This is a genomic window from Streptomyces sp. NPDC005722 (genome assembly GCF_040630935.1).
In the GTDB taxonomy this organism is placed as follows: Bacteria; Actinomycetota; Actinomycetes; order Streptomycetales; family Streptomycetaceae; genus Actinacidiphila.
Window position 1 is genome coordinate 1 of sequence record NZ_JBEXYN010000005.1, and the last position, 19,905, is coordinate 19,905.

Here is a 19,905-nt window from a genome sequence, read left to right on the forward strand (position 1 = left end):
ATGTCTTCACGAGAGCGGCACCATCGGGAGGAATAATCCCGACGTGCCCAGCGTCCTCGCTGTGTTTTTCTTCAAAGGAACCTCGCCCCAGACCGAATGGTCCGGAGACGGGGTATCAACATATCTGGCGTTGACTTTTGGCACGCTGTTGAGTTCTCAAGGAACGGAAGCTTCCTTCGAGACCGTTTCACCGGCCCCTCCGGGCTTTCCCTTCGTTGTCTCCAGCTTAGCAGATCCGATTTCCTTCTCTGCCACCCTCTGGAGGGGGTTCGCCTTCGGGCTTTCGCTCTCCGGCTTTTCCGACTGTATCAGACCATTTCCGGGCTGATCCCCAGTCAGCGGGGCTCGTCATCGCGGCTGTTGGGCCGTTCCGACTGGTGAGACATTAGCGGATCGGTGGCGCCCGATGCCAATCGAGCAATTCCTTCGATCCTCATTCCGAAAAACGCACACGCGAACGAGACGACACATGGCCGTTCATCGAGTGGGTCCTGCGGGATGGCTGCCCGGGGCCGACCGGAGTCGGTGTTCACCGGCGGGCAACTCGGAGAACATTACGGATCCCCCGTACGTCTGTCAAACCAGGGCAGGGGGGTCAGTCGAGGTCCTTCAGGCGGCCGCCGGCGTCCGGCTGGGCGGCCTCGACCCGGCGGAGGAGTCGGGTCAGCAGGTCACCGAGGCCGGTGCGTTCGTCGGGGGCGAGGTCCTGGAGGAGGTCCGCCTCGAAGACGGAGGCCATCCGCATCGTCTCCAGCCACTTGCTACGGCCGAGGTCGGTGAGCTCGACGATGACGCGGACGCGGTTGCTCTCGTCGCGCTCCCGGGTGACGAGTCCCTCCGAGACCATGCGGTCGATGCGGTGGGTCATGGCCGCGGGGGTGAGGCCGAGCCGCTTCGCGAGGTCTCCGGGGCCGAGGCGGTACGGACGGCCCACGACCACAAGGGCCTTGAGGACCTCCCACTCGGCGCTGGTGATGCCGACCGCCGACAGGTGCCGGCTGTAGCCCACGTTCATACGGCGGTTGAGCCTGCCCAGGGCCGTGACGATCTTCTCGACCTGAGGGTCCACCTCAGGGTATTCGCGCTGGTAGATCGCGATCTGCTCGTCGAGGTCCAGCTCCTGCGGGGTGCCGGCAGGGCCGTCGGCTGCGCTCGTCATGGCAGGAGTGTCCCACGAAACTCATTGGCCCTAAAGACTTCCGGCATGTACTGTTTAGCTTCGAAGTTTAAAGTTGAAGTCTTCAAGTTCGAGAACTACTGACCTAAGGGGTGAGTGTGACCACCGCGATGGGCGCCGCGCTGCGCCGGATCCAGCTGGGCAACGCGCTGAGCGCGTTCGGCAACGGCTTCACCGTCCCGTTCCTGTTCGTCTACGTGGCGCAGGTCCGGGACCTGGGAGCGGGCACGGCGGGTGTCGTGCTGTCCGCGTTCGCCGTGGCGGCGCTCGCCGTGCTGCCGTTCACCGGCCGGACGATCGACCGGAGCGGCCCGCTGCCCGTGCTGCTGGCCGGTGCGTTCGCGGCGGCGGTGGGCTCCATGGGCTTCGGGCTCGTGTCGAGCGCTCCCCTGGTGATCGCCGCGTCCGCGGTGATGGGCGCGGGCATCGCCGTGATGCAGCCCGCGCTGGCCACGCTCATCGTGTGGTGCTCCACGCCGAGGACCCGGTCGCGGGCCTTCGCGACGCAGTTCTTCCTGAGCAACCTCGGGCTGGGGGTCGGTGGTCTGCTGGGCGGGCTGCTGGTGGACACCTCGCGCCCGGGCTCCTTCACGCTGCTGTTCTCGATCGAGGCCGCGATGTTCGTGGTGCTCGGTGTCGTCGCGGCCTCCGTGCGGCTGCCGAGGGCGGCACGCCTGGAGGCGGCGCCCGCGGACAAGGCCGCCGGGGGCTGGCGCGCGCTGTTCGCCGACCGGGCGATGGTGCAGCTGTGCGTGCTGGGCGGCGTGCTGTTCTTCGCCTGCTACGGGCAGTTCGAGTCGGGGCTGTCGGCGTACGCCGTCGAGGTGACCAAGGTGTCGCCGGCGACGCTGGGCATCGCCCTCGCGGCGAACACCGCGGCGATCGTGGTGGCGCAGTTCCTCATCCTGCGGCCGGTGGAACGCCGGCGGCGCAGCCGGGTGATCGCGGCGGTCGGCCTGCTGTGGGCGCTGGCGTGGGTGGTCGCCGGGCTGTCCGGGCTGACGGGCTCGGCGCACGGCACCGCGACGGCGATGCTCATCGCCACGTACGCGCTGTTCGGGCTCGGTGAGGCGATGCTGTCGCCGACGGTCGCGCCGCTGGTGGCGGACATGGCGCCGGAGCGGATGGTCGGCCAGTACAACTCGGCGTTCGCGCTGGTGAAGCAGCTGGCGCTGGCCGTGGGGCCGGCGGTCGGCGGGCTGATGGCGGGCAGCGGGATGTACGCCGAGTACATCGTGATGCTCGTCGCGTGCTCGCTGGCGGTCAGCGTGCTGTCGGTGCGGCTGGGCCGGCGCCTGACGGTCGGGCAGGACGCGCCGATGCGGGAGCCCGTGCTCGCCGCGTGATCCCCCGTCAGGTGGGGAGCGCGAACTCGCACCACACCGCCTTGCCGCCGCCGGGGGTCCGGCGGGATCCCCAGGCGGAGGCGATGGTGGCGATGATGGAGATGCCCCGGCCGGCCTCGTCGGCCGGTTCGGCGCGTCGGCGGCGCGGCAGGTGGTCGTCGCCGTCGGTGACCTCGATGATCAGGCGCCGGTCGGTGCGGCGCAGTCGCAGCCGCATGGGCGGGACGCCGTGCTGGAGGGAGTTCGCGACCAGTTCGCTGGCCGCGAGGACGCCGAGGTCGACGAGTTCCACGGGGAAGCGCCAGGAGGTCAGCACGCCCTGGGCGAAGGCGCGGGCGCGGGGCGCCGCCTCGATGCCGCCGAGCAGTTCCAGGGAGGCGTTGCGGAACAGCTCGGAGTCGTTGCCCTCGCGCAGCGGGTACTGCATGACGAGCACGGCGACGTCGTCGGCGTGCTCCGAGGTGACGCCGAGGGCGCGCAGCAGGCGGTCGCAGATGACCTGGGGGCTGCCGGTGGCGCCGCCGACGGCGTTCATCAGGGCGGAGACGCCCTCGTCGATGTCCTCGCCGCGGCGCTCGATGAGTCCGTCGGTGTAGAGCACGGCGGTGGCGCCCGGCCCGAGGGGGATGGAGCCGGAGGTGTGGACCCAGCCGCCGGTGCCCAGTGGCGGTCCGGTGGGCTCGTCGGCGCGGCGGACGGTGCCGTCGGCGTCGCGGACGACGATCGGCAGGTGGCCGGCGGAGGCGTAGGACAGCCGTCCCTCGCTGGGGTCGTGGACGGCGTAGACGCAGGTGGCGATCTGGGTGGCGTCGATCTCGGCGGCGAGCCCGTCGAGGAGCTGGATGACCTCGTGCGGGGGCAGGTCGAGGCGGGCGTAGGCGCGGACCGCGGTGCGGAGCTGGCCCATGACGGCGGCAGCCCGCACGCCGCGACCCATCACGTCGCCGATGACGAGGGCGGTGCGGCCCGCGCCGAGGGTGATGACGTCGTACCAGTCGCCGCCGACGGCGGCGTCGGTGCCGCCGGGCTGGTAGGTGGCGGCGACGCGCAGGTCGTCGGGCTGTTCGAGTTCCTGGGGGAGCAGGCTGCGCTGCAGCGTGACGGCGGTCGCGTGGAGGCGGCGCTCGCTCTCGCGCAGGCGTTCCGCGGCCTGCACCTGGTCGGTGACGTCGGTGGCGAAGACCAGGACGCCGCCGGTGTCTCCGCCGTCCTTCACCGGGACGGGGCTGCAGGTGAGGGTGAAGTAACCCTGACGGGTGGCGGTGGCGACCTTGCGGGCCTTGACGGTGCGCGGCTTGCCGCTGCGGAGGACCTGGTCCATCAGCGGGAGCAGGCCGAGTTCGGCGAGTTCGGGCAGGGACTCGCGGGCGGGCTCCCCGGGGGTGCGGGGGCCGAAGACCTCGGTCCAGGACCCGTTGACGTACCCGAGGTGGTGGCTGGGCCCGTGCGTGACCGCGATGAGGGCGGGCAGCCGGCCCAGCACCTCGCGTACGGGGAGGGCGTCGAGGGTGTGCGCCGGCGCGTCGGGGTGCTCGGCGGCCTCGCCGCGCGCCGCGGGGACCGCTCCGCCGGACGGGGGTTCGGCACCGGCGGCCGCCGCCTGGGCATTGCGTCGTTGTGTTCCGGGGAGCCGGGCGCTCCAACGCGTGAGGTTCAAACGTCCGATTCCTCGTATTTGTCACTCTTTGCAGGTGCTGGCGCACACTTGGTCACGGGTCCAGTGTGGCCGACCCACCGCTCCGGGGGAATCGGCCACCGCATCCGCACTGGCGGTCAGGGCGCGTCGGGCTTGCGTCCGGTCTCCGCGGCGAGCTCGAACTCGGCGCGGGGGTTCTCCAGCGAGCCGAGCGAGACGATCTCCCGTTTGAAGAGCCCGGACAGGACCCATTCGGCCAGGATGCGCGCCTTGCGGTTGAAGGTGGGCATCCGGCTGAGGTGGTACGCGCGGTGCATGAACCAGGCGGGGTACCCCTTGAGTTTGCGCCCGTAGACCTGCGCCACGCCCTTGTGGAGACCGAGCGAGGCGACCGAGCCCGCGTACTCGTGACGGTAGTCGGTCAGGGGCTCACCGCGCAGGCTCGCGACGATGTTGTCGGCCAGGACGCGGGCCTGGCGCAGGGCGTGCTGGGCGTTGGGCGCGCAGAGCGCCCCGGGGTCGTCGGAGGTGACGTCCGGGACGGCGGCGGCGTCGCCGGCGGCCCAGGCCCCCTCGGTGCCGGCGATCCGCAGGTCCGCGGTGCACGTGATCCGGCCACGGCCGTTCAGGGGCAGGTCGGTGCGGGACAGCACGGGGTGCGGTTTGACGCCGGCCGTCCACACCAGCGTGCGGGTCGGCAGGCGGGAGCCGTCGTCGAGGACGGCGACGCGGTTCTCGACGGACTCCAGCCGGGTGTTCAGGCGGATGTCGACGTTGCGGCCGCGCAGCTCGCGGACGGCGTACGTGCCCATCTCCTCGCCGACCTCGGGGAGGATGCGGCCGGTGGCCTCGACGAGGATCCACCTCAGGTCGTCGGCCTCGACGTTGTGGTAGTAGCGCACGGCGTAGCGGGCCATGTCCTCCAGCTCGCCGAGGGCCTCCACGCCCGCGTAGCCACCGCCGACGAAGACGAAGGTCAGGGCCGCGTCGCGGACCTCGACGTCGCGGGTGGAGGAGGCGATGTCGAGCTGCTCCAGGACGTGGTTGCGCAGCCCGATCGCCTCCTCGACGGTCTTGAAGCCGATGCCGTGCTCGGCGAGGCCGGGGATGGGCAGGGTGCGGGAGACCGAGCCGGGGGCCAGCACCAGGTGGTCGTACGGCAGCTCCAGCGCGGCGGAGCCCTCCTCCTCGGAGGCGAGGGTGGTGAGCGTGGCGACCCGCTTGCCGTGGTCGATGCGCCGCGCCTCGCCGACGACCAGCGTGCAGCGGTCCAGGACCCGGCGCAGGGGCACCACGACGTGGCGGGGCGAGATGGATCCGGCCGCCGCCTCGGGCAGGAAGGGCTGGTAGGTCATGTAGGGCTGCGGGTCGACCACGACGATTTCCGCCTCGTCGTGTTTCAGCCTGCGTTGCAGCCGCAAAGCGGTGTACATGCCCACGTAACCGCCGCCGACGACCAGGATGCGCGGAATCCCGGATTCTTCTGCCGCGCCGGACGGCCCTTTGAGTGCTGCCATCGTCCCATGAGGCAATGGGCCATCGGTGTTTGTCCACAGGGCGTACGGCAATGAATGGCCGAATCCTGTTCCACGGCAGGTCACGGGCGGGTTGCTGACCGGTCTGAAGCGCCGGGAAGGAGAATCGGCGGCCCCGGTACTCCGATCGTGGGCGGGCTCCCCCTTCATTCTTGACCGGGGCTCAACTATGTTCGTATCCCGCCGGGGTGCACGCGCGGCGTCGTCCGCCGCCGCCCGGCGATCATGGGGTGGGGAGTCTCCGGGGGGAGACGCGATCAACCGGGGGATACACATATGCATATCCAGGACTCTCAGTGGGCGATGACCGCTACCGTCAGCGGCCATCCGGATACGGGCGTGAGGGGCGGCGGGAGCCGTACGTCCCCGCTGCGCGTGGACGCGCAGCGCAACCTCGAGCACGTCCTGCGGGCCGCCCGCGAGGTCTTCGGCGAGCTGGGCTACGGCGCGCCGATGGAGGACGTGGCACGACGGGCCCGGGTGGGCGTCGGCACCGTCTACCGGCGCTTCCCCAGCAAGGACGTGCTGGTACGCCGGATAGCCGAGGAGGAGACGGCACGGCTGACGGAGCAGGCGCGTTCGGCCCTGGGCCAGGAGGAGGAGGCCTGGTCGGCGCTGTCGCGCTTCCTGCGCACGTCGGTTGCCTCCGGCGCCGGACGGCTGCTGCCGCCGCAGGTGCTGCAGGTGCAGCCGGCCGGCGCCTCCGACGGCACGCGTGTGCCGCAGCAGCGGGGCGGGGCCGACGACATCGCGTCGGGCGCCGGGATAGCCACGCTGCTGGACGTCGTCGGGCAGCTGGTGGAGCGGGCGCGGGCGGCCGGCGAGCTGCGCGCCGACGTGTCGGTGGCCGACGTGCTGCTGGTGATCGCCACCTCCGCGCCGTCACTGCCGGATCCGGCCCAACAGGCCGCCGCCTCGGCCCGGTTGCTGGACATCCTGCTGGAGGGGCTGCGCTCCCGTCCGGGCGCGTGAGGCTGACCCGTACAGGTGATGACCCGCGTCCGGGGGGTGAAACTCCCCGGACGGGTGGTTCTGGTGCTTGACAGGTCGCCGGACGGTACGGGTGTGCCACGCTTACGCCCGTGGATGAAGGAAACGGGGAGTCCGGTCCGCCCGCGGAGGCGGGGGCGGACTCCGGTGGGGGCCCGCCGTCCGGCCGCGTACCGGGGCAGCGGGAGCCGCTCGAGGAACGCCCTCCGGAGGCCGCGGACGCCCCCGGCGCGGAGCTGTCCGACGCCGACCTGGTCGCCCGTGTGCGCGGCGGCGACGACAGCGCGTACGAGGAGCTGTACCGGCGGCACGTCGCGGCCGTACGGCGCTACGCGCGCGGCTGCTGCCGTGACCGGCACACCGCGGAGGACCTGACCGGCGAGGTCTTCGCCCGTACGCTGCAGGCGATCCGCGGCGGCAGCGGTCCGGACGCCGCGGTGCGCGCCTACCTGCTGACCACGGTGCGGCGGGTGGCCGCGTCCTGGGGCACCACCGCCAAGCGGGAGCAACTGGTCGACGACTTCGCGGTGTTCGCGGTCACGTCGGCCGGCGCCGCGGCGGCCGAGGGCACCCAGGAGCTGGGTGCGGACGTGCGCGCCATGCACGAGGCCGAACGCTCGCTGGCCATCCAGGCCTTCCGCACCCTCCCCGAGCGCTGGCAGGCGGTGCTGTGGCACACCGCGGTCGAGGAGGAGTCGCCCAGCAAGATCGCGCCGCTGCTCGGGCTGACCGCCAACGCCACGGCCGTCCTGGCGCACCGGGCCCGCGAGGGACTGCGCCAGGCCTACCTGCAGGCGCACGTGTCATCCTCGCTGACCGCCGAGGGGGCCTGCGCCCGCTACGCGGACCGGCTCGGCGCGCACGCCCGCGGCGGTCTGCGGATGCGGGCCGACCGGGAACTGCGCAAGCACCTGGAGGAATGCGCCAAGTGCCGCCTGGCGGCGGCGGAGCTGGCGGACGTGAACGCGGCGCTCAAGGGGCTGCTGCCGGTCGCGGTCGTCGGCTGGTTCGGCGCCGCGTACGCGGCGAAGGCGGCGGGCATCGCCGCGGGCGGTGCGGCGGCCGGTGCCGGCGCGGGCGCCGCGGCCGCCGCCGCTTCGGGCGGCTCGGGCGGTGGCGCCGCGGCGGGTGCCGGTGGTGCGGCAGCCGCCGAGGGGGCCGCCGCGCCGGTGAAGATCGCGGTGGCCGCGGGGCTGGCGCTCGCCGCGGCCGGCGCCGTGGTGGCGATCGCCCTGACCGGGGACGACAGCACCCCGCAGCCGCAGGCGGAGAGCAGGCCCTCGGCCGCGCCGGCCGTACCGGCGCCGCCGCCCACGCCCACGCCCACCCCCTCGCCGTCCCGGCGTTCACCCGCGCCGAGCCCGACCCCGTCCGTGCGGACCCCGGTGCGGGCCGTCCCCCAGGCGCCCACGCCTCCGGCACGTCCCGTCGAGGAAGCGGCGCCCACGCCCGCCGCACCGAGCGCGCCGCCCCCCAGCCGTACCCCGGAGCCCACACCCACGCCCACCCCGACGCCCACTCCGGTGCCCGAGCCGGTGGTCTACCGGCTGAGCGGGCTCGGGTACGACGCCGTCGGCACCGCGGACCGGCCCACGATCCGGCTCGGCGACTGGGTCTGGCGGCGCTGGGGCCTCGGCATCGACGGCACGCGCTACCCCGACGGCGTCACGGTCGGCGCGCCGGCCTCCGTCACCATCGACCTCAACCGCTCCTGCACCGCCTTCGACGCCGTCGTCGGCATCGACGACCTCGCGCTGGGCTTCGGCGCGGCCCGCTTCTCGGTCCACGGCGACCACGGCCGGCTGTGGCGCTCCGAGGTGCTGCGCGGCGGTGACCCGGGCGTGCCGGTGCACGTGCCGATCGCCGGCAACCGCAGCATCCGGCTGACGGTCGAGCCGACGCGCAGGTTCCACGTGGTGAACGTCGCGGACTGGGCGCTGTCGAGGATCAGCTGCGGCTGAGCCGTCGCCGCGGCTCCCCGCCGGTTCAGCCGGCGGGGACCTCGCACGCGCCGTCGGCGCACGCGTCCGCCGCGGGGGCGGCCGGCACGGCACCGGTCTCCTGGGCGACCTGCTCCAGCACGCGCAGGAAGGTCGAGGACTCCTGGCCGCCCTGAACCGCCCACTTACCCTCGAAGACGAAGGTCGGAACGGCGTTCACCCCGATCCGGCGGGCGTCGTCGATCTCGGCGAGCACCTCCGCGAGGCCCTCGTCGGAGGCGAGGAACGCCGCGGCACGGTCGCGGTCGAGGCCGGCCCCGGCGGCGAGCGCGGCCAGCGTGTCGCGGTCGCCGACGTCGGCGCCCTCCGCGAAGTGGGCCACGAGCAGCCGGTCCTTGAGCGCGGCCTGCTCACGGGCGCCGTAGGTGTTCAGGGCGTGCCACAGCAGGCGGTGGGCGAGCAGGGTGTTGTTCTCGATGGCGCGGTCGAAGTCGAAGGCCAGGCCCTCGGCGCGGCCGAGCTCCTCCAGCCGGGCGTCCATCGCCGCGGACTGCGGGCCGTAGCGCTCGTTGAGGTAGGCGCGGTGCGGCTCGGGGGTCTCGGACTTGTCGGGGACGAGCTGGAAGGGACGGTAGACCACCTCGACCTGGTCGGCCTGGGGGAAGGCGGCCAGCGCCCGCTCGAAACGGCGCTTGCCGACGTAGCACCAGGGGCAGGCGATGTCGCTGTAGATCTCGACCTTCATGCTCTCTCCGTCACCGAATCCGTCAGTTGAAGTCCTCAAGGACGCAACGAAGGGCCCGTCCCCGGCCATTCCCCGGCCATCCGGTCCACACCGCGCGGTCAGGCCGGCGCGCCGGCCAGCAACGCGTACGCGCCCTCGCCGCCCAGGTCCCGGCCGGCGGCGCGGGCCCGCTCGTACGGCCCGTCCCCCAGCGCGGCCCGGGCCGCCGCCTCGGCGGCGCGCACCCCCTCCTCCTCCGGGACCGGACGCGGCAGACCCGCCCGCAGTCCGTCGGCCGCCCCGTGCAGCCGGGCGGCCCGTCCGGGATCGCCGACGGCGACCAGCACCTCCGCTGCGTACTCGACCACCGCAGCCAGTCGCGGTTCGGCGCAGAAGCCGTCGAGCCCCGTACGTAGCGCCTGCGCGAACCCGGCCAGGGCGCCCGCCCTGTCGCCCTCGGCGGCGGCAACCCGGGCCGCGAGGCCCGCCGCGAGCAGCTCGAAGTCCGGCGGCGGCGTGCCCAGGCGGCCCTCTCCGCGGGCGAGTTCGACCAGCTCGCGGGCCCCGCCGACCTCACCGCGGCGCAGCAGGATCGTCGCCAGCAACGCCCGGACGTAGGCGCGGGCGTCCCACAAGCCGTACTGCTCGGCCTCCTCGCCGGCCCGGCGCAGCAGCCTCTCGGCCCCTTCGTCGTCACCCTCCCGGTGGGCCAGTTCGCCCAGCCGGGAACGGACGAAGATGCCCTCCACGTGGGCACCCAGCTCGGCGCCGAGCCGCAGCGCCTCCTCCAGGTCCGCGCGGGCCGCGGGGTAGTCGCCGTACGCCAGTGCCATCTCGGCGCCGGCCTCGCAGACCTGGGCGCGCATCCAGCGGTCGCCGAGCCGCTCGCTCAGTTCCAGCAGCTCCGGCCAGTCCGCGTCGGCCCGGGGGAGCCCGCCGGGGAGGTCGATCGTGATGTGCGTACGGAACATCAGCGCGGCCGCGAGCTCCCACTCGCCGCCGTACGCGCGGCACGCCGCCACCATGGCGTCCGCGTGCTTCCGGATGGACTCGTAACGGCCCACGACGTAGTCGGAGAACGGCCACAGGATGCCCGGGAAGCGCGTGGAGTGAGGGCCCGGCACGCTGTAGACCTCGATGATCCGCGAGGCCAGCGCCAGCATCTGCGGGCTCTGCATCTCCTCGCGGGGCATGGTGTCGCTGACGACGAAGAGGTGGAGCAGCCGCAGGTTCATGCGCGGCCAGAAACCGGGGGCGTCCGGGTCGTCCGGCAGGTCGGCCATGGCGATGAGCCGGACCAGCCACTCGCGTGCCTCGTCGCGGAAGTTGCGCAGCCACCAGAACCAGCCCATGGCCAGGGCCAGTCCGATCGCCTCGTCCTCCTCCCCCGCGTCGATCGTCCGGTGCAGCACGGCCCGTACGTTGTCCAGGTCCGCCTCCACGAGGGCCGCCCAGACCAGCTGGTCGGGGCCGCGCATGCCGGAGTCGGCGGTGCGGGCGAAGTCCGAGAAGTACGCGGTGTGCCGGCGGGCCGCCGCCGCGAGGCCGGCCGGGTCCTCGGCGGCGCGCTCGGCGGCGTACTCGTGGATCGTCTCCAGCAGCCGGTAGCGCACCTCCCGCGCGCCGTGGTCGACGACGACCAGGGACTTGTCCACGAGCTGGCCGATCAGCTCCAGCGCCTCCTCCCCGCACACGGCCTCCGCCGCCTGCAGCGTGCAGCCGCCCGCGAAGACGCTCAGCCGGCGCAGCGCCGTACGCTCCGCCGCGCCGAGCAGGTCCCAGCTCCAGTCGACGACCGCGCGCAGCGTCTGCTGGCGGGGCAGCGCGGTACGGCTGCCTCCGGTCAGCAGCCGGAAGCGGTCGTCGAGGCGCTCCGCGATCTGCCGCGGGGTGAGCACCCGCAGCCGTGCGGCGGCCAGTTCGATGGCCAGTGGCAGCCCGTCGAGGCGGCGGCAGATCTCGTCCACCGCCTCCGCGTGGTCGCGGTCCGCGTCGAAGCCCGGGCGCACCGCCGCCGCCCGCTCCACGAACAGCCGGTGCGCGGTCGGCAGCGGCAGCGGCTCGACCGGGCGCACCGTCTCGCCGGGCAGGCCCAGCGGTTCCCGGCTCGTGGCGAGCACGGTCACCCCGGGGCAGGCGGCGAGCAGTTGGTCGGTGAGCGCGGCCGCCGCGTCGATGACGTGCTCGCAGTTGTCGAGCACCAGCAGCATGCGGCGCTGTGCGCAGTGCTCCAGCAGCCGTGCGGCCGGGTCGGCCTCCTGGCCCGCGCTGCGCACCTCGCGGGCCGCGGCCAGCACGGCCGTGTCACGGCGCCCGATCGCGCTCAGCACGGCGTCCGGCACGGCGGCGGGACGGTCCAGCGGCGCGAACTCCGCCAGCCACACGCCGTCCGGATAGGCGGAGGAGCCCGTCACGGCGGCCGCCGCCTCCTGCGACAACCGGGTCTTGCCGGAGCCGCCGGGGCCGGTCAGCGTCAACAGGCGGTGCGCGCCGTCGGTCAGGCTCGCGCGCAGCGAACGCAGTTCTGCCTCGCGGCCGACGAAGCTGGTGAGACGGGCCCGCAGGTTCCCGTTCCGGGGCGGCGCGCCGGGGGCCGGCTGCGGCGGCCCGGCGGTCAGCAACCGGGCGTGCAGCGTCCGGAGTTCGGGGCCCGGGTCGGTGCCGAGGCGGTCGGCGAGGGCCAGCCGGGTGTCCTCGTACGCGGCCAGGGCGTCGGCGGGGCGGCCCGTCGCGGTCAGCGCCCGTATCAACTGCGCCCGGAACGGCTCGTGCAACGGGTGCTCGGCGACCAGCCCGCGCAACTGCGGCAGCAGTTCGGCGGCGCGGCCGAGGGCGAGGCACGCCTCGACCCGGCGGTACGTCGCGGTCAGCCGCAGGTCCTCCGCACGGGCGGCGGCCGAACCCCGGTCGGGCAGGTCCGCCAGCGCGGGGCCGCGCCACAGCGCGAGCGCGGCCTCCAGGGTCTGCGCGGCGGTCGCGGGGTCGCCGGTGTCGAGCGCGGCACTGCCCTCGCGCACCAGGCGCTCGAAGAGGTGGAGGTCGACGTCGTCCGGGGTGTCCGTGATCAGCCGGTAGCCGGCGGGCCCGGAGGCGACGATGTCCCTGCCGCCGCCCGCGTCCCCTGCCCCGAGGGCGCGGCGCAGCCTCGACACGAGCGCCTGCAGCGCACCGGACGCGTCCTGGGGCGGCTCGTCGCCCTCGCCGCCCCACACCTCGGCGATCAGGGCGTCCGGGGACACCGCGTGCGGGGCGTGCAGCGCGAGGGCGGCCAGCAGGGCCCGCAGCCGCTTGCCGCTGCCCAGGGGCACGGGCGCGCCGCTGGGGCGATGCGCCTCCGTGGCGCCGAGGATCAGGTACCGCACGCGCCCATTCTCCCGGTGTGGACCCCCGCCTCGCGGTGCCGGGGGGGCACGGTTCCGGCCGTTTGCGGGGTGCGGACCGTATGTGGCCGGGGTTGAGTCTCTCCCCCACCCTCCCGCCCTCCCCCAGCCTTCGGCCGGGGGTGCCCCCACCTTCCCCATCCCTCCGAATCGACAGCGACCGCCGTCTCGCGCCCTGCGGGCGCAAAGATGCCGGCTGCGGATGGGAGGGCGGGGGCGCTCTCTTCGGCAGTGTGCGGGTGGGTGGGAGGCCGGGGTTCAGGCGCCGGAGCGGGGCCGGTTGTTCGTCCGGCTCGGGTCTCGTTGCCGTCCGCGGGTGCAGATGGCCGGTGACCACGCCCACCCTTGGTGGGTGGCGCGCCCGCCGTAACCGGCGCCTGCGGGTGCTTCCCCGATCCGACATCGGGCTCTGTTCCGACGGATATACCGCTGAAAGAGAGCCCGATCTCCATCAGCCCAAAGATCGGGCTCTGTTTCGACGTCCATACCGTCGAAAGCGGGCCCGATCTCGCCGACCCCCGACAGCACCCCGAAATACCCGCAGTCGCGGGTTACGGCGGGCCCGCCCACCACCGGCAGTAGGCGTGGAAGCGGCCATCTATACCCGCGGACGGCAACGAGACCTCCGCCACCGGAAAGGCACCCCGCTCCGGCGCCTGAACCCCCGCCACCCACCCACCCGCACACTGCCGAGTCGGAGCGCCCCCCACCTTCCCATCCGCAGCCAGCCGCTGTGCGCCCGAAGGGCGCGAGACGGCGGGACAGCCGACGTCAGCCCTACGAGGAGGTGCCGCACTCCGTCGCGTGCCGGTGGACGCGCTCGGCCGAGTAGAGGTGGCTGTCACGGAACTGCTCCGCGCCCAGCGTGCGACCGACCATGATGACCGCCGTGCGGACCACACCGGCCGCCTTCACCTGCTCGGCGATGTCCGCGAGCGTCCCGCGCAGCACCGACCCCACAACGAGGTGCGAGACCCGCACCAATCGCGCCGGATGGGGGTCCCCCCGGCCGAAGGCTGGGGGAGGGCGGGAGGGTGGGCGGACGCCCGCCGCAGGCGCAACGGACTCGCACACGACAACCGGCCCCAAGGGGCACCGCCTCGCGACGGGGTACCCCGGAAGGGTTAGTCGTCCTCGTCGCGCCGCCCGAGCAACTCGTCAGCGAGGGAGGGAAGGTCGTCCAGCGGGGTCTCCTCCGCCCACGAGGGCCGGGGGCGCGACCGGCGCCCCTCCTCCGGGAGGGACGGCATCTCACGCGTGCGCTCGTTGTCCGCGTCCCGCACCGCCGCGCCGGACGTCGCCGCCTCGGACGCCTCGGACGCCTCCGGACGGAAAATCCCGGGCGGCACCCGGTCAGCGGAGGGCACAGCCGGCAGGACAGCGGTCTCGTCCGCCGCGCCGGGCGCGACCGCGGGCAGGACCGCCGTCTCCTCCGCATCCGCGGCATCCACGATCCGCGGCGCCGCCACAGGCTTCGTGAAGTCCGGGAAGGCCGGCTTGACCGGCGGCAGGACCGCCGTCTCGTCGTCGACGGGCACCGCGCGCAGGACGGCGGTCTCCGCGTCCGCGGCTGCCGGGGCCCGGGAAGCTGCGGCCCGGGGGGCTTCCGGAGCCTCCGGAGCCCCCGGGGCCTGCGGGCGGGGGGTCTCGACCGTCTGCGTCGTGTCCTCCGCCTCGATGCGCGCCTGCTCGGCCCGCATCAGGGCCTCCTCGGCCTTGCGCTGGCGCTCGACGCGTCGCTCCTCGGCCTCGGCGCGGAGCCGGGCCTCCTCCTCGGCCTGACGGCGCAGCCGTTCCTGCTCCTCGCGGCGGACGCGTTCCTCGGCCTCGCGGCGGGCCCGCTCCTCCTCCGCCTGGCGGCGGGCCTCCTCGGCCTGCCGGCGGGCTTCCTCCGCCGCTGCTTCCTCGGCCTCGCGGCGGGCGGTCTCCTCGGCGAGGCGGCGGCGTTCCTCCTCCTCCGCGCGGAGCTTCTCCAGCTGGGCCTGGCGCTCGCGTTCGAGCCGCTCCTCCTCGGCCTTGCGGGCGGCCTCGGCCTCGGCGCGCAGCCGGGCCTCCTCCTCGGCGCGGCGGCGGGCCTCCTCGCGGGCCTCGATCTCCTGCTCCGACAGGGGGAGGAGCTCGTCGAGACGGTGCCGTATCGCCGTCGTGACGGCCTCCGGCTCCTGGCCCGCGTCGACGACCAGGTAGCGCGCGGGGTCGGCCGCGGCGAGGGTGAGGAAGCCGGTGCGTACGCGCTCGTGGAACTCGGCGGGCTCGGACTCGAGCCGGTCGGGTGCCTCGGTGAAGCGCTCGCGGGCCGCCTCGGGGGTGACGTCGAGCAGGACGGTCAGGTGCGGGACGAGTCCGTCCGTCGCCCAGCGGGAGATGCGGGCGATCTCGGTCGGCGCGAGGTCGCGCCCGGCGCCCTGGTAGGCGACGGAGGAGTCGATGTAGCGGTCGGAGATGACGATCGCGCCGCGCTCCAGCGCGGGACGGACGACGGTGTCGACGTGCTCGGCGCGGTCGGCGGCGTAGAGCAGGGCCTCGGCGCGGTGGGACAGCCCGCCGCTGGAGACGTCGAGCAGGATCGAGCGCAGCCGCTTGCCGACGGCGGTGGCGCCCGGTTCGCGGGTGACGACGACCTCGTGGCCCTTGCCGCGGATCCACTCGGCGACGGCCTCGACCTGGGTGGACTTGCCGGCTCCGTCGCCGCCCTCGACGGCGATGAAGAAGCCGGCGGGCGCGGGCGCCTGCTCGGGGTCGCCGCCGCGCAGGGCCTCGCGCAGGTCGCGGCGCAGGGGCACGCCCTGGCGGTCGTCGGTCTTGCCGAGGACGAGGGCGGCGACGGGCAGCAGCAGAGCGCCGATGAGCATCAGGGCGTAAGCGGCGCCGCTGTGGTCGAAGGTGAAGTGCCCGTTGACGACGCGGTGCGGGCCGATGCCGCCGGCCAGTAGCGGGGCGCCGACGGCACCGATCGCCATGAGCAGGTGCACGACCGCGTGGAGGTGGTCGGTGGCGCGGGCCTGGCGGGACTCCTCCGTCTCCTGGTCGATGAGGACGTGCCCGGTGTTGGCGGTGATCCCGGCGGCGACGCCGGCGACCAGCGCCAGCAGCAGCACGGTCGTCGGGTCGGGCACGATACCGGTCAGCAGCAGGGCCAGACCGGTGACGGCGATGGCGATGGCGAGCAGGCGGCGCCGCGACAGGCCAGGCAGGGTGTGCGGGGCGATCCGGATGCCGAGCACGGGGCCGGCGGTGAGCGCCAGCACGAGGAGGCCGAAGCCGACCGGGCCGCCGCCGAGGTCTGCGGCGTGCAGTACGGCGAGTGCCACGGCGGCCGCGACGGCGCCGGCGACGGTGGCGGTGCCGAGCACCAGCAGCGGTACGGCGCCGGTGCGCCCGCGGTCGTTGCTGCGCAGGCCCTGCAGCGGGGAGCGGAGCGGGGTGGCCTGGTCGCCCGGCAGTTGCAGCAGGTAGAGGACGGCGCCGGAAGCCGCGAACAGCCCGGCGGCGACGTAGGAGGCGAGCGCGGCCTGGTGGAGCCCGAACCAGTCGACGCCGAGGCCGATCAGGTTGCCGACGAGCGTGACGACGACCAGGCTCGCGGCGGCGATCGGGAAGGCGACGAAGCCGGTGCGCTGGTCGAGGCGGCGCAGCGCGTCGAGGCGGTCGGGCAGCGGACGTACCGTTCCTGCGCCCGGCGCGGGCGCGGGCAGCAGGCCGGGGGCGGCGCCGTCCTTGGCGACCGTCCACAGCCGCTCGGCCACCCCGGTGAGGAAGACGGTGACCAGCAGCCAGGCGACGGCGTCGCCCGGCACCCAGTCGATCCACAGCGGGGCGACGATCAGCAGCGCGAGGCGTACGACGTCGGAGCCGATCATCGTCCACCGGCGGTCGAGCAGGCCGCCGGGGCCGGTGAGCGAGCCCAGCGGGCCGAGCAGTACCGCGCCGAAGAGCAGGGCGGCCAGGACGCGCGCCCCGAGGACGGCCGCGACAGCGAAGGCCGCTCCGCGGTACCCGCCGCCGAAGGACTGCGCGCCCACGGCGGCCTGCGCCGTCAGGACGGCCAGGACCAGTAGGGCAAGGCGGTCGCCGACGGTACCGGTCAGCTGGGCGCCCCACAGTTTGCGCAGGGGCGGGATCTTCAGGAGCGCACCCACGGCGCGCTGCCGTGAGTCGGCTTCCAGTTCGTCGGCGAACGTGTCCGTCGGCTGCTCGGATCGCGTCATTCCGCCAGCCTATCGGGACCGGGTGCCGTGCCGGAGGGCGCCTACCGGGACCGCGCCTGCGGCGCGGTCCCGCGGGGACTACTCGGCGGGCTCCGCGGCCGGGGACGCGGCCCTCTTCGCCGTGGTCGTGGCCTTGGCGGCGGTCTTCTTGGCGGTCGTCTTCGCCGCCGCGGTCTTCTTCGCCGCGGTGGTCTTGGCGACCGTCTTCTTCGCCGCGGTCTTGGTCGCGGTCGTCGTCTTCTTCGCCGGGGCCTTCTTGGCGACGGCCTTCTTCGCCGTCTTCTTGGCGGGGGCCTTGGCCCGCTTCTCGGCGAGCAGCTCGTAGCCGCGCTCGGGCGTGATCGTCTCGACGTCGTCGTCACGGCGCAGTGTGGCGTTGGTCTCGCCGTCGGTGACGTACGGGCCGAAGCGGCCGTCCTTGACGACGACGGGGCGCTCGCTGACCGGGTCCGTGCCCAGTTCCTTCAGCGGGGGCTTGGCCGCAGCGCGGCCGCGCACCTTCGGCTGGGCGTAGATCGCCAGGGCCTGGTCGAGGGTGATCGCGAAGAGCTGGTCCTCGGTCTCCAGGGAGCGCGAGTCGGTGCCCTTTTTCAGGTACGGGCCGTAGCGGCCGTTCTGCGCGGTGATCTCGACGCCCTCGGCGTCGGTGCCGACGACGCGCGGCAGCGACATCAGCTTGAGCGCGTCCTGCAGCGTCACCGTGTCGAGGGACATCGTCTTGAAGAGGGAGGCGGTGCGCGGCTTGACCGCGTTCTTGCCGGTCTTCGGGGTGCCCTCGGGCAGGATCTCGGTGACGTACGGGCCGTAGCGGCCGTCCTTGGCGACGATCTGGCGGCCGGTCTCCGGGTCGGCACCCAGCTCGAAGTCGCCGCTGGGCTTGGCCAGCAGCTCCTCGGCGAGCTCGACGGTCAGCTCGTCCGGCGGCATGTCGTCGGGGACGTCGGCACGCTGCCCGGGCTCGCCCTCGGTCTCGGCGGCCTTCTCCACGTACGGGCCGTAGCGGCCGACGCGCAGCACGATGCCGTTGCCGACGGGGAAGGAGGACACCTCGCGGGCGTCGATCGCGCCGAGGTCCTCGACCAGCTCCTTCAGGCCGCCGAGGTGGTCGCCGTCGCCGTTGCCCGCGTCGGCGGCGCCGCCGACCGGGGTCTCGCCCTCGCCGAAGTAGAAGCGGCGCAGCCACGGCACGGCCTGGGCCTCGCCGCGGGCGATGCGGTCGAGGTCGTCCTCCATCCGGGCGGTGAAGTCGTAGTCGACGAGCCGGCCGAAGTGCTTCTCCAGCAGGCCGACGACGGCGAAGGAGAGGAAGGACGGCACCAGGGCCGTGCCCTTCTTGAAGACGTAGCCGCGGTCGAGGATGGTGCCGATGATCGAGGCGTACGTCGACGGACGTCCGATCTCGCGCTCTTCCAGCTCCTTGACCAGGGAGGCCTCGGTGTAGCGGGCGGGCGGCTTGGTGGCGTGGCCGTCGGCGGTGATGTCCCGCGCGGTGAGGGCGTCGCCCTCGGTGACGGCGGGCAGCCGGCGCTCGCTGCTGTCGAGCTCGGCGTTGGGGTCGTCGGCGCCCTCGACGTAGGCCTTCATGAAGCCGTGGAAGGTGATGATCTTGCCGGAGGCGGAGAACTCGGCGTCCCGGCCGTCGGCGGCGCGGCCGCCGACCTTGACGGTGACGGACTGGCCGACCGCGTCCTTCATCTGGGAGGCGACGGTGCGCATCCAGATCAGCTCGTACAGGCGGTACTGGTCGCCGGTCAGGCCCGTCTCGGCGGGGGTGCGGAAACGATCACCCGAGGGGCGGATCGCCTCGTGCGCCTCCTGGGCGTTCTTGACCTTGCCCGCGTAGACGCGGGGCCTGTCCGGCAGGTAGTCGGCGCCGTACAGCTGGGTGACCTGGGCCCGGGCGGCGGCGATGGCGGTCTCCGACAGCGTCGTGGAGTCCGTACGCATGTAGGTGATGAAGCCGTTCTCGTACAGCTTCTGGGCGACCTGCATGGTGGCCTTGGCGCCGAAGCCGAGCTTGCGGCTGGCCTCCTGCTGCAGGGTCGTGGTGCGGAAGGGCGCGTACGGCGAGCGGCGGTACGGCTTGGACTCGACCGAGCGGACGGAGAAGGCCGTGCTCTCCAGGGCGGCGGCGAGCGCGCGGGCGGCGGCCTCGTCCAGGTGGAGGACGCCGGCGCCCTCGCGGAGCTGCCCGGTCGACCCGAAGTCGCGGCCCTGGGCGACGCGCTTGCCGTCGACGGAGCTGAGCTTGGCGCCGAAGGTGCCCGGGTCGGTGGCGTCACCGGCCCGGCCGGTGGCGAAGGTCGCGGAGAGGTCCCAGTACTCGGCGGAGCGGAAGGCGATCCGCTCGCGCTCGCGCTGGACGACGAGCCGGGTGGCGACGGACTGGACGCGGCCGGCCGACAGCCGCGGCATGACCTTCTTCCACAGGACCGGCGAGACCTCGTAGCCGTAGAGGCGGTCGAGGATGCGGCGGGTCTCCTGGGCGTCGACGAGGGTCTGGTTCAGCTCGCGCGGGTTGCGGACGGCTTCCTGGATGGCGTCCTTGGTGATCTCGTGGAAGACCATCCGGCGGACCGGGACCTTGGGCTTGAGGACTTCCTGCAGGTGCCAGGCGATGGCCTCGCCCTCGCGGTCCTCATCGGTGGCGAGCAGGAGCTCGTCCGACTCCTTGAGCAGGTCCTTCAGCTTCTTGACCTGGGCCTTCTTGTCCGCGTTGACGACGTAGATCGGCTGGAACTCGCTGTCGACGTTGACGCCGAGCCGCGCCCACGGCTGGCCCTTGTACTCCGCCGGCACTTCGGCGGCCCCGTTCGGGAGGTCGCGGATGTGCCCGACGCTGGCCTCGACGACATAGCCGGGGCCGAGGTAGCCCTTGATCGTCTTCGCCTTGGCAGGCGACTCGACGATCACGAGTCGGCGGCCGCTGCCCTGTGCGGTCTCGCGGGTCGGGGACAACTTCGCTCTTC

The 19,905-nt window shown here is 73.8% G+C and carries 11 protein-coding genes and 1 pseudogene; 4 read left to right on the forward strand and 8 right to left on the reverse strand.

Annotated elements, in window-relative coordinates; all coding sequences use genetic code 11:
* On the forward strand, window positions 1-328 hold a 328-nt coding region (locus ABZ479_RS07710), incomplete at its 5' end, for a hypothetical protein (protein WP_500460582.1).
* 267 nt (window positions 329-595) lie between these two features.
* Here the strand turns inward: ABZ479_RS07710 and ABZ479_RS07715 are convergent.
* Window positions 596-1,159, reverse strand: a complete 564-nt coding sequence (locus ABZ479_RS07715) for a MarR family winged helix-turn-helix transcriptional regulator (RefSeq protein ID WP_499605018.1) — start codon at window positions 1,157-1,159, stop codon at window positions 596-598.
* A 116-nt stretch (window positions 1,160-1,275) separates the two neighbouring features.
* Here ABZ479_RS07715 and ABZ479_RS07720 point away from each other — a divergent pair, with 116 nt between their 5' ends.
* Complete coding sequence (locus ABZ479_RS07720) at window positions 1,276-2,523, forward strand: MFS transporter (protein ID WP_500460583.1); 1,248 nt, start codon at window positions 1,276-1,278, stop codon at window positions 2,521-2,523.
* 7 nt (window positions 2,524-2,530) lie between these two features.
* Here ABZ479_RS07720 and ABZ479_RS07725 read toward each other — a convergent pair whose 3' ends face one another.
* On the reverse strand, window positions 2,531-4,180 hold the full coding sequence (locus tag ABZ479_RS07725) for an ATP-binding SpoIIE family protein phosphatase (RefSeq protein WP_500460584.1): 1,650 nt from the start codon (window positions 4,178-4,180) through the stop codon (window positions 2,531-2,533).
* 116 nt (window positions 4,181-4,296) lie between these two features.
* A complete protein-coding gene (locus ABZ479_RS07730; RefSeq protein ID WP_500460585.1) occupies window positions 4,297-5,676 on the reverse strand; it encodes an NAD(P)/FAD-dependent oxidoreductase in 1,380 nt (459 codons plus the stop codon).
* 294 nt (window positions 5,677-5,970) lie between these two features.
* Between ABZ479_RS07730 and ABZ479_RS07735 the strand changes: the two genes are divergently transcribed.
* Window positions 5,971-6,666, forward strand: coding sequence for a TetR/AcrR family transcriptional regulator (locus tag ABZ479_RS07735; protein WP_499605010.1), 696 nt, complete (start codon window positions 5,971-5,973; stop codon window positions 6,664-6,666).
* Window positions 6,667-6,776: 110 nt separating this feature from the next.
* Window positions 6,777-8,645 (forward strand): sigma-70 family RNA polymerase sigma factor, encoded by a 1,869-nt coding sequence (locus ABZ479_RS07740; protein ID WP_500460587.1) that lies wholly within the window; start codon window positions 6,777-6,779, stop codon window positions 8,643-8,645.
* Between the two features lie 25 nt (window positions 8,646-8,670).
* Here the strand turns inward: ABZ479_RS07740 and ABZ479_RS07745 are convergent, their stop codons facing one another.
* The 5 genes and pseudogenes from ABZ479_RS07745 to topA all read right to left on the reverse strand — a co-directional run bounded on the left by ABZ479_RS07745 (window position 8,671) and on the right by topA (window position 19,894).
* Window positions 8,671-9,369 (reverse strand): DsbA family oxidoreductase, encoded by a 699-nt coding sequence (locus ABZ479_RS07745; RefSeq protein WP_500460588.1) that lies wholly within the window; start codon window positions 9,367-9,369, stop codon window positions 8,671-8,673.
* Between the two features lie 98 nt (window positions 9,370-9,467).
* Complete coding sequence (locus ABZ479_RS07750; protein WP_500460589.1) at window positions 9,468-12,710, reverse strand: ATP-binding protein; 3,243 nt, start codon at window positions 12,708-12,710, stop codon at window positions 9,468-9,470.
* 795 nt (window positions 12,711-13,505) lie between these two features.
* A pseudogene (locus ABZ479_RS07755) lies at window positions 13,506-13,679 on the reverse strand (precorrin-4 C(11)-methyltransferase); the annotation flags it as partial.
* 173 nt (window positions 13,680-13,852) lie between these two features.
* Window positions 13,853-16,936, reverse strand: a complete 3,084-nt coding sequence (tmk, locus tag ABZ479_RS07760; protein ID WP_500460590.1) for a dTMP kinase — start codon at window positions 16,934-16,936, stop codon at window positions 13,853-13,855.
* Window positions 16,937-17,014: 78 nt separating this feature from the next.
* Complete coding sequence (gene topA, locus ABZ479_RS07765; protein WP_500460592.1) at window positions 17,015-19,894, reverse strand: type I DNA topoisomerase; 2,880 nt, start codon at window positions 19,892-19,894, stop codon at window positions 17,015-17,017.
* Between the last annotated feature and the right edge of the window lie 11 nt (window positions 19,895-19,905).